General features: G+C 74.9%; 4 protein-coding genes. 2 read left to right on the plus strand and 2 right to left on the minus strand.

Annotated elements, in window-relative coordinates; translation table 11 throughout:
* Nucleotides 1-284: 3-methyl-2-oxobutanoate hydroxymethyltransferase (locus VER05_RS14680; RefSeq protein ID WP_324846081.1), on the minus strand; the 284-nt coding region annotated here is incomplete at its 3' end.
* A 30-nt stretch (nucleotides 285-314) separates the two neighbouring features.
* On the minus strand, nucleotides 315-1,979 hold the full coding sequence (locus tag VER05_RS14685; protein WP_324846082.1) for an NAD+ synthase: 1,665 nt from the start codon (nucleotides 1,977-1,979) through the stop codon (nucleotides 315-317).
* Between the two features lie 94 nt (nucleotides 1,980-2,073).
* On the opposite strand from VER05_RS14685, the gene VER05_RS14690 reads away from it, so the two are divergent.
* Together VER05_RS14690 and VER05_RS14695 are read left to right on the plus strand one after the other, a co-directional pair.
* The gene (locus VER05_RS14690; RefSeq protein ID WP_324846083.1) at nucleotides 2,074-3,411 is read left to right on the plus strand and encodes a glutamine synthetase family protein; all 1,338 of its coding nucleotides are present in this window, start codon (nucleotides 2,074-2,076) and stop codon (nucleotides 3,409-3,411) included.
* Between the two features lie 4 nt (nucleotides 3,412-3,415).
* Nucleotides 3,416-5,932: bifunctional [glutamine synthetase] adenylyltransferase/[glutamine synthetase]-adenylyl-L-tyrosine phosphorylase (locus tag VER05_RS14695; protein WP_324846084.1), on the plus strand; the 2,517-nt coding region annotated here is incomplete at its 3' end.

The raw sequence follows: 5,932 nt of genomic DNA on the forward strand, positions 1-5,932 counted from the left end.
TCGTACGAGCCGAAGGGCAGGTCCGCGACGACGAACGCACGCTGGGCGGCACGGGCCACGGCGCGCGCGGGCGGGATCAGGTCGTCCACCGTCACGGGGAGCGTCGTCGTGTGCCCGTGCATCGTGTTCCCGATCGAGTCGCCGACGAGCAGCATGTCGATGCCTGCGGCGTCGAAGATGTGGGCCGTCACAGCGTCGTAGGCGGTGAGCATGGTGAGCCGCTCACCGCGCTCCTTGGCCTCGCGGAGGTGGTGCACGCGCATGCGCTTGGGGGTCTGGCTCATCTCGTCAGGTGCTCCTGTAGTCGGTCAGGTTCAGGCTTCGCGCCAGGCCGTGGTGATCGGGAGGCGTCGGTCACGGCCGAATGCCAGTGCCGTCACCTTGGTGCCCAAGGGGTACTGCCGTCGCTTCCACTCCGCGCGGTCGACCAGGGCGAGGACCTTGTCGACGACGGCCGGGTCGAACCCGCGAGCGAGCAGCTCAGGCCGGCCCTCGGCGTGCTCGACGTACGCGTCCAGCACCTGGTCGAGCAGGTCGTAGGGCGGCAGGGAGTCCTGGTCGACCTGGCCCGGGCGGAGCTCGGCCGACGGCGGCTTGGTGATCGAGTTCTCCGGGATCGGCGGGAGCTGGCCGGCGTCGAGGGCGTGGTTGTTCCGCCACCGCGCGAGCGCCCACACCCGGGACTTGTCGACGTCCTTGAGCGGGGCGTAGCCGCCGACGGCGTCGCCGTAGATGGTCGAGTAGCCGACCGCGAGCTCGGTCTTGTTGCCCGTCGCGAGCACCAGGTGGCCCTCGGCGTTGGACAGGGCCATGAGGATCACGCCGCGCACCCGGGCCTGCAGGTTCTCCGCCGCGACGCCGTCGAGCGCCATCTCGCCCTCGAACGCGTCGACCATCGGCTTGATGGCCTGCACCCGGTAGTCGGCGCCGACGCGCTTCGCCAGGTCGGCCGCGTCGTCCTTCGAGTGGTCCGACGACCAGCGCGACGGCATCGACACGCCGACGACCTTGTCGCCGCCGATCGCGTCCGCGGCGATCGCCGCCACCAGCGCGGAGTCGATGCCGCCGGACATGCCGAGGACGACCGACCGGAAGCCGTTCTTGCGCACGTAGCCCGCCAGGCCGGTGACCAGCGCGCGGTAGATCTCCTCGTCGGCGTCCAGCGGCTGGGCCGTCGCCCCGCGCTCGAGGGCGCCGCCGCGGGCGGGCAGGTCCCAGACCAGCAGGTGCTCGACGAACTGCGGCGCCGACGCCAGCAGGGTGCCGTCCGGGCCGATCACGAACGAGCCGCCGTCGAACACCAGGTCGTCCTGGCCGCCGACCATGTTGACGTAGGCCAGCGGCGCGGCGACCTCGGCGGCCCGGCGCGCGGCGAGGTCGGTGCGGATGTGGCCCTTGCCCTCCTCGAACGGCGAGCCGTTGACGACGAGCAGCAGGTCGATGTCGTCGTCCGAGAGCTCGGCGACCGGGCCGTCCTGCCAGATGTCCTCGCAGATCAGCAGCCCGATGCGGCGCCCCGCGACGTCGACGACGGTGGGCTCGCCGCCGGGGGTGAAGATGCGGAACTCGTCGAACACGCCGTAGTTGGGCAGGTGGTGCTTGTCGTACCGCTGGTGCACCGCGCCGCCGCGCAGCACGACCGCCTGGTTCGTCGGGCGCGCCGGGGCGTCGGCGTGCTCCCGGGACGTCCGCTCGCCGACCGTGCCCACGACGACGGTCAGGTCGCCGAGCCCGGCCGCCTCGAGGTCGCGGGCCAGGGCGGCCAGCGCGCGCTCGGCGCCGCGCCGGAACGAGGCGCGCAGGGCCAGGTCCTCGATCGGGTAGCCGGTGACGGTCATCTCGGGGAACGCCACCACGTCGGCGCCGGCGTCGGCGGCCTTCCGGGCCCACGCGAGGACCGCGGCGGCGTTGCCGGCGAGGTCACCCACGCAGGTGTCGATCTGGGCGAGGGCGACGCGGAGTCCGGTCTGGTCGGGCATACCGGGAGCCTATTCCGGCCGGGAGGGCCCCGGCGCGACGAGGCCCGGCGCGTGCGTCACCTCGCGGACACACGGATCAGGCAGGATGTCCCCCATGGACAGGCAGCAGGAGTTCGTCCTCCGCACCGTGGAGGAGCGCGACATCCGTTTCATCCGGCTCTGGTTCACCGACGTGCTGGGGACGCTGAAGTCCGTCGCCGTCGCGCCGGCGGAGCTCGAGGCGGCCTTCTCGGAGGGGATCGGGTTCGACGGCTCGTCGATCGAGGGCCTGACCCGGGTCTACGAGGCGGACATGATCGCCAAGCCCGACCCGACGACGTTCCAGGTGCTGCCCTGGCGCGGGGAGCGGCACGGCACCGCGCGGATGTTCTGCGACATCCTCACGCCCGAGGGCGAGCCGTCGCTGGCGGACAGCCGGAACGTGCTCAAGCGCGCGCTGGCCCGGGCGAGCGAGAAGGGCTTCACCTTCTACACGCACCCCGAGGTCGAGTTCTACCTGTTCGACGCCCCGGCCGACCCGTCGCAGCCGCTGGTCCCCGTCGACCAGGGCGGCTACTTCGACCACGTGCCGCGCGGCACCGCGCACGACTTCCGGCGCGCCGCGATCACCATGCTGGAGTCCATGGGCATCTCGGTGGAGTTCTCCCACCACGAGGCCGGCCCGGGGCAGAACGAGATCGACCTGCGGTACGCCGACGCCCTGACCACCGCGGACAACATCATGACGTTCCGCACCGTGGTCAAGGAGGTCGCGCTGGAGCAGTGCGTGTTCGCGTCCTTCATGCCGAAGCCGCTGGCCGACCAGCCGGGCTCGGGCATGCACACGCACCTGTCGCTGTTCGAGGGCGACCGGAACGCGTTCCACGAGCCGGGCGGCCACCTGGAGCTGTCGAAGACGGCGCGCTCGTTCATCGCCGGCCTGCTCAAGCACGCCGCCGAGATCACCGCGGTGACCAACCAGTTCACCAACTCGTACAAGCGGCTGTGGGGCGGCGCCGAGGCGCCGTCGTACATCTGCTGGGGCCACAACAACCGGTCCGCGCTGGTCCGGGTGCCGATGTACAAGCCGGGCAAGTCCAACTCGGCGCGCATCGAGTACCGCGCGGTCGACTCGGCCACCAACCCGTACCTGGCGTTCGCGGTGCTGCTCGCCGCGGGCCTCAAGGGCGTCGAGGAGGGCTACGAGCTGCCCGAGGGCGCCGACGACGACGTGTGGGAGCTGACCGACGCCGAGCGCCGCGCGCTGGGCATCGAGCCGCTGCCCGCCACGCTGGAGAACGCGATCGCGGTCATGGAGCGGTCCGAGCTCGTCGCCGAGACGCTGGGCGAGCACGTGTTCGACTTCGTGCTGAAGAACAAGAAGCGCGAGTGGGAGGAGTACCGCTCGCAGGTCACCCCCTACGAGCTGCGCCGCTTCCTCCCGATGCTCTGAGCGCGTGAGCACGTCGACCGGTCGGGGCAGCACGCTCGCGGGTCGGCTGACCCGCGCGGGGTTCGCGGACGTCGCGCGCGCGGAGCGGCTGCTGGCCGACGCCGCGCTGCTGCGGCTGGTGGGCGGCGACGCCGCCGTGCCGGACGAGGACGCGCCGCGCGCCGCGTCCGGCCCGGACGGGCTCCCGGGCGCCGCGCCGCTCGCGTCCGAGGCGCTCGTCCCCGCGCTCGCCGAGTCCGCCGACCCGGACCAGGCCCTGCTGTCGCTCGCGAAGATCGCCGGCGCCGTCGAGGCCGACGGGCCCCGCCGCGAGCGGCTCGCCGCCGCGCTCGCCGAGCACGGCCCCGCCCGGGACCGGCTGCTCGCCGTCGTCGGCGCGTCCGTCGCGCTGGGCGACGACCTCAGCGCGCACCCGGAGCACCTGGACGTCGTGCTGGACGACGCCCCGGGCACCGGGGTCCCGGTCGGGGAGGTGCGGGCGGAGCTGCTGGCGGCGGTCGGCGCGGACCCGGACGCCGGGGTGCCGGTCGCGCGGATCGGCGGCGCGGAGGGCGTCGACGCGATGCGCCGCTCGTACCGGCGCCGGCTGCTGCGGATCGCCGCCACCGACCTCACCTCCCGCGAGCCGCTGACCCGGCTCCCCGGCGTCGCCGCCGCGCTGGCCGACCTGGCCGCCGCCGCGCTCGAGGCGTCGCTGGCGCTGGCCCGCGCGGAGCTCGACGACCACGGCGCGGCCGTCCGGCTCGCGGTGATCGGCATGGGGAAGACCGGCGGGCGCGAGCTCAACTACGTGAGCGACGTCGACGTGGTCTACGTCGCCGAGCCGGTCGACGGCGCCGACGAGGCCGAGGCCCTGGCCGCCGGCACCCGGCTCGCCACCGCGCTGGCGCGGGCGTGCGCCGCGCCGTCGGGGGAGCCCGCGCTCTGGCCGGTCGACGCCGCGCTGCGCCCCGAGGGCAAGGACGGGCCGCTGGTCCGCACGCTCGACTCGCACCGGTCGTACTACGAGCGCTGGGCCAAGACGTGGGAGTTCCAGGCGCTGCTGAAGGCGCGCCCGCTGGCCGGTGACCCCGAGCTCGGCCGTGCGTACGTCGAGGCCACCAACCCGATGGTCTGGCAGGCGGTCCGCCGGGAGAACTTCGTCGCCGACTCCCAGGCGATGCGCCGCCGGGTCGAGCGGAACGTGCCCGCCGCGGAGGCGGACCGGCAGATCAAGCTCGGCGTCGGCGGGCTGCGCGACGTGGAGTTCACCGTCCAGCTGCTCCAGCTCGTGCACGGCCGGGCCGACCCGGAGATCCGCAGCGGCAACACGCTGACCGCCCTGGCCGCGCTGTCGGCCGCGGGGTACGTCGGCCGGGAGCACGCCGGGCAGCTGGCCGTCTGCTACCGGTTCCTGCGGGCGATCGAGCACCGGGTCCAGCTGCACCGGCTGCGGCGCACCCACCTGATGCCGACCGCCGAGCCCGACCTCCGCCGGCTCGCCCGGTCGCTCGGGATGCGCGCCGAGGGCGCCGAGGGGCTGCTCGAGCGCTGGCGGCAGGTGCGGCGCGAGGTCCGCGACCTGCACGAGGCGCTGTTCTACCGGCCGCTGCTGCCGGCGACCGCGCAGCTGTCCACCGAGGAGGTCAGCCTGGCGCCCGAGGCCGCGCGCGAGCGGCTGGCGGCGGTGGGCTACCGCGACCCCGCCGGGGCCGTCCGGCACATCGCGGCGCTGACCGAGGGCGTGACCCGGCGGTCGGCGATCCAGCGGCAGCTGCTGCCCGTGATGATCGGCTGGTTCGCGGACGGGCCCGACCCGGACGGCGGGCTGCTCGCGTTCCGCCGGCTGTCCGAGACGCTGGGCGGCACGCACTGGTACCTCAAGATGCTGCGCGACTCCGGCACCGCCGCCGAGCGGCTGGCCCGCGCGCTGTCGACCTCCCGGTACGTCGCGGACGCCCTGGCCCGCTCGCCCGAGTCGGTGGCCTGGCTGGACGACGACGCCGAGCTCGAGCCGCGCAGCCAGGACCGGCTCGCGGCCGAGGCGGACGCCATCCTCACCCGCGCCACCGAGCCCGTGCCGGCCGCGACCGCGCTGCGCGCCCTGCGCCGCCGGGAGCTCGCCCGCACCGCGGCCGCCGACGTGCTCGGCGTGGTGACCGGCACCCGGGCGTCCCGCAGCCTCACCGCGACCGCCGACGTGCTGCTGGCCGGCGCGCTGCGGGTGGCGGCCTGGGAGGAGCGGGCCGCGCGCGGGCTGGCCGCCGACCCGACGGCGCTGCTGGTCGTCGCGATGGGCCGGCTCGGCGGGCGGGAGATGGGCTACACCTCGGACGCGGACGTGCTGTTCGTGCACGACCCGGTGCGGGGCCCCGGCGGCGCGGTCGACGGGGTGCTGGCGCAGGAGTTCGCCACCGGCGTCGCGACCCGGCTGCGCGCGCTGCTGGGGGCGGTCGGGCCGGAGCCCGCCCTGGAGGTGGACGCCGACCTGCGGCCGGAGGGCCGCAACGGCCCGCTGGTGCGCTCGTTCGACGCGTACGCG

Source organism: Cellulomonas sp. (genome assembly GCF_035634735.1).
Classification (GTDB): domain Bacteria; phylum Actinomycetota; class Actinomycetes; order Actinomycetales; family Cellulomonadaceae; genus Cellulomonas.

Coding starts and splice junctions, on each gene's coding strand:
- VER05_RS14685 (WP_324846082.1), bottom strand. CDS start 1,979: ATGCCCGACCAGACCGGACTCCGCGTCGCCCTCGCCCAGATCGACACC.
- VER05_RS14690 (WP_324846083.1), top strand. CDS start 2,074: ATGGACAGGCAGCAGGAGTTCGTCCTCCGCACCGTGGAGGAGCGCGAC.